The sequence below is a fragment of the Luteibacter sp. P4_E6 genome (assembly GCF_056401535.1).
The window spans coordinates 1-3,672 of sequence record NZ_JBFUJE010000396.1 but is presented as its reverse complement, the minus strand read 5'-3'; the positions used below and the strand labels follow the sequence as shown (position 1 = coordinate 3,672).

At 65.4% G+C, this 3,672-nt stretch carries 4 protein-coding genes and 1 pseudogene; 3 read left to right on the top strand and 2 right to left on the bottom strand.

Annotated features, from left to right (window positions below):
• Together AC1DT2_RS17945 and AC1DT2_RS17940 are read right to left on the bottom strand one after the other, a co-directional pair.
• Nucleotides 1-1,480, bottom strand: a 1,480-nt coding sequence (locus AC1DT2_RS17945; RefSeq protein WP_477297829.1) for an alpha/beta hydrolase family protein, incomplete at its 3' end; no start/stop codon positions are given.
• Nucleotides 1,481-1,680: 200 nt separating this feature from the next.
• Nucleotides 1,681-1,980 carry a GNAT family N-acetyltransferase gene (locus AC1DT2_RS17940; RefSeq protein WP_213946903.1) on the bottom strand — a complete coding sequence of 100 codons (300 nt, stop codon included), beginning with the start codon at nucleotides 1,978-1,980 and terminating at the stop codon, nucleotides 1,681-1,683.
• Nucleotides 1,981-2,019: 39 nt separating this feature from the next.
• Here AC1DT2_RS17940 and AC1DT2_RS17935 point away from each other — a divergent pair, with 39 nt between their 5' ends.
• The 3 genes and pseudogenes from AC1DT2_RS17935 to AC1DT2_RS17925 form a co-directional block, all read left to right on the top strand.
• Nucleotides 2,020-2,526: an OsmC family protein gene (locus tag AC1DT2_RS17935; protein WP_477297828.1), complete on the top strand. Its 507-nt coding sequence runs from the start codon at nucleotides 2,020-2,022 to the stop codon at nucleotides 2,524-2,526.
• A gap of 60 nt (nucleotides 2,527-2,586) precedes the next feature.
• Nucleotides 2,587-3,549 (top strand): CorA family divalent cation transporter, encoded by a 963-nt coding sequence (locus tag AC1DT2_RS17930; protein WP_477297827.1) that lies wholly within the window; start codon nucleotides 2,587-2,589, stop codon nucleotides 3,547-3,549.
• A gap of 4 nt (nucleotides 3,550-3,553) precedes the next feature.
• A pseudogene (locus tag AC1DT2_RS17925) lies at nucleotides 3,554-3,672 on the top strand (oxygenase MpaB family protein); the annotation flags it as partial.

Below are 3,672 nucleotides of genomic sequence, written 5' to 3'. Positions count from 1 at the left end.
GATTGGGCATGAAGACGAAGTAGCCCAGCGCGGACAGYGGCGCGCCGCCATAACCTGCGCCCGGCCAACGCGGCGTCACGGCGGCCGCCGGACCACCGTGGATCGAGACGATCATGCCGTAGTGCTTCTTCGGGTTGTAGTTGGCCGGGTAAAGCAGCCAGCCCTGGACGTCATGACCTTCGTTCTTCCAGGTGATGGATTCGGCCTTGCCCCAGGACGGTTTCAGGCCGGCGTTGAACGAGGTGACGGACACCGGCGCTGCCTTGCCGTCGAGGTTGGCGACATGCACTTCGAACGGCTTGTCGTAGGAACTGGCGGTGAAGACCGCCTTGCTCGCGTCCGCCGTGAGCGACACGGACATCGACAGGCGACCGTCGCCGATCGTCATCGGCACTTCGAACACGGTGGACGCGGAGGCGTCGCCATTGGCCGAAAGCGCGTAACGCGACACGCGGCTGGCGCCGGCCGCCGCCTCGGAAACGAGCAGTTCGTCTGCGCCCGTCCAGGTGATCCAGGCCGGCGTGGTGGTGATGCCCGGGGTCACGTCGACCGGTGCGGCACCGCCGTTGCTGGAGACAGTCCAGATATCGCCACCGGTGGAACCCTGGTCGCTCATCAGGCCGCCGATGAAGGCGATGCGCGAGCCGTCCGGCGAGAAGCGCGGCACGGCCATCTGCAGGTCCTTCAGCGGACCGGCGAGCGTCGAGGTATCGACGACCGTCACGGGCTTGGCCGTCGCCGCGGCGGGCTGCACGTAGAGCTTCGCCACCCACCAGTTGTTGTCGCCCGGCGGTTCGGCGGCGACATAGGCGAGGCGACGGCTGTCCGGCGCGAAGCTGAATTCATAGACGTGCAGGCCGGCCGGGGTCAGCGTCGTGACTGCACCCCCGGTCGCTTCGACCATGGCAACCTGCTGGATCTCGATGCCTTCGACGCCGACTTCGCCGGTCTGCACCTTGGCCGCGGCGGTGGCGCTGGCCCGGCGCGTCGCATTGGGGACATAAAGGAAAGCGAGCGCCTTGCCGTCCGGACGCCACTCGAGGCCGTCGATGTAACCGGTCAGGTGGGTCAGGCGCTGCGGCGCGGCCTTGCCGGCGATGTCGACCACGTTGATATCGTTCTGCTTGCCCTCTTCCACACCCGGCGCCTTGCCGGCGCAGTCGGAGAGGAAGGCCAGGTGCCGGGAATCAGGCGCCCATGCCACGGAGATCTCACTGCAGCCCTTCGAGGCGGTGATCCGGTGTGCATTGCGGCCGTCGGCATCGGCCACTTCGACGACGGGCTTGCCGTTGGTCTTCACGGCCCAGGCCAGGTGCTTGCCATCGGGCGAGAAGGCGACGGATTCGACGGTGCGGACCTTGCCCAGCGAGTCGAGGATTGCGGCGATACGCGGGTCATCCGCGGTCTTCGCGACGGTGTCGGCCTGGGCAGCGCCCACACAGGCAAGCGCCACGGCGGCGGCAATCCACTTCGTTCGCATAGGTGACCCTGAAATATGAATGGGGAGCGCGAAAACTAGCACGTCCGTTCAGGTTGCGGCGAGCTTGGTGAAGAGCTCGCCGATGAATCGGCTCCTACCAAGCCAGAGCTGGCCTCGCCCCGCTCGGTAGGAGCCGATTCATCGGCGAACGCCGCGGCAGCGGCCCACGGCCCCGCTTCAGCGGCGATAGCCCGATCACCTCAGCCCGCAGGCACCAGCAGATGCGCGTACTCCGGATTCCGCTTGAACCACGCCTCGGCGTAAGCGCACGCCGGGTCGATCTTCCAGTGCTGCTTCTGCGCCGTCTCGACGGCGTATTTCGTCAGCAGCGCCGCGATGCCGCGGCCACCTACCGGCGAGGGCACCCCGGTATGCGTAATGCTCATGATCTTGCCCTGCAGCCGGTATTCCAGCTCACAGTCGTAACCGTCCACCTTGGCCACGAACAGCTGGTTCGCGGTGTCGTGACTGATCTCAAGCGGTTTTGGCGTTTCGCTCATCGTTCTCTCCAATCAAGCCAGGCCGACCCTTCGCATTATGTGGATGCACCGGCCGGTAACGTTCGAGGATCAGCATGCACGTGTTCCGACCGGCATTCCATCACCAGCGAGGAGAGCATCATGCAAAAGTGGGGATCAGCAGTATGGCAAGGCGGGATCAAGGACGGCCAAGGCGTCATTTCGAGCCAGACCGGCGTTCTTAAGGAAGCCCCGTACGGATTCAAGTCGCGCTTCGAGGACGGCCCCGGCACCAATCCCGAGGAACTGCTCGGCGCGGCGCACGCGGGCTGCTTCAGCATGGCCCTGTCCGGATTGCTCAATGCCGCCGGCCTGACCGCCGACAAGATCGAGACCAAGTCGACGATCACCCTGGAAAAGGACGGCGACGGCTTCACGATCACCAAGGCCCACCTGACCGTGAAGGCGAAGGTGCCCGGTACCGACCAGGCGGGCTTTGAAGCGATCGCCAAACAGGCCGAGCAAGGCTGTCCGGTATCGAAAGTTCTGAAGGCTGCCATCACGATGGACGCGACGCTGGAAGCGTAAACTGCCCGCGCCGCCGGCTATGCCGGTGGCGCTCCCAGGTCGCCAAGGACACCATCGCACGTGCTGATTATTCACGAACACGGGAATCTCACCGGCCCCGTCCAGTGGACCGCTGGGATGGGCAAGCCGAACGCCCCGATCTGGGTCGACCTGTTCGACCCCAACGAAGACGAACGCCGCTGCGCCACCGAGATCACCGGACTGCGCGTGCCCGAGCGTAGCGACATCGTGAACCTGGCCCTGTCCAGCCGTATCCGTACGGACGACGACGCCATGTACCTGTCCATCCCCTATTTCGCCGACACCGACAACGGCCACTACCCGGGCCCGGTCGGCATCGTGGTCACCGGCCGCGTGTTGATGACGCTGCGCTTCGCCGAATCGCCCGCGTTCAAACTGGCCAGCGACAGCTGCCGCGAGCACCACTGGGAATCCAGTGCCGATGCGCTCGCCACCCTGATCGAGGCCATCGTCAACCTCGCTGCGCAACGCATGGAAGATGTCTCGGCGGAGCTGAAGAAACTCTCCGACCGCGTGTTCACGCCGGAACGCCTGGGCACGCCGTTGCTGCGCGACATCATGCTGGAGATCGGCCGGCTCGAGGGTCTGCAGGCGCGCAATCGCTCATCCATGCTGGGCGTGCAGCGCATCGTCTCGTTCGTGCGCGCCAAGAAGCCGGAATGGATGTCCGAGAACGTGGAGGTGCGCCTGCGCGTGGTCGATCACGACCTGCGGACGCTGGACGAGTTCGACGACCAGCTCACCAACAAGCTGCAGTTCCTGCTCGACGCCACGCTCGGCTTCATCAGCACCGACCAGAACCATGTGATGAAGGTGCTGACCGTCGCGTCCGTCGCGACCATTCCGCCGATCATCCTGGCCGGCATCTGGGGCATGAACTTCAAGGACATGCCCGAACTCAGCATGCCGTACGGCTATCCCATGGCGCTGGGGGTGATCTTCCTCCGCACGCTCCTGCCGGTGTGGTTCTTTAAATGGCGAGGCTGGTGGTGCGGGGACTGAGTCCTTGACGATCTTCGCGGGCCTGGTTCGTCCCGCATCCGCGCCCATCCGGCGCTGGGTGCTCTCGGCGTTTCCCTGGCCGCCCTCGGGCGGCATGGACTTCGACCATCCCGTGGGCGATGC

Coding starts and splice junctions, on each gene's coding strand:
- AC1DT2_RS17940 (WP_213946903.1), bottom strand. CDS start 1,980: ATGAGCGAAACGCCAAAACCGCTTGAGATCAGTCACGACACCGCGAAC.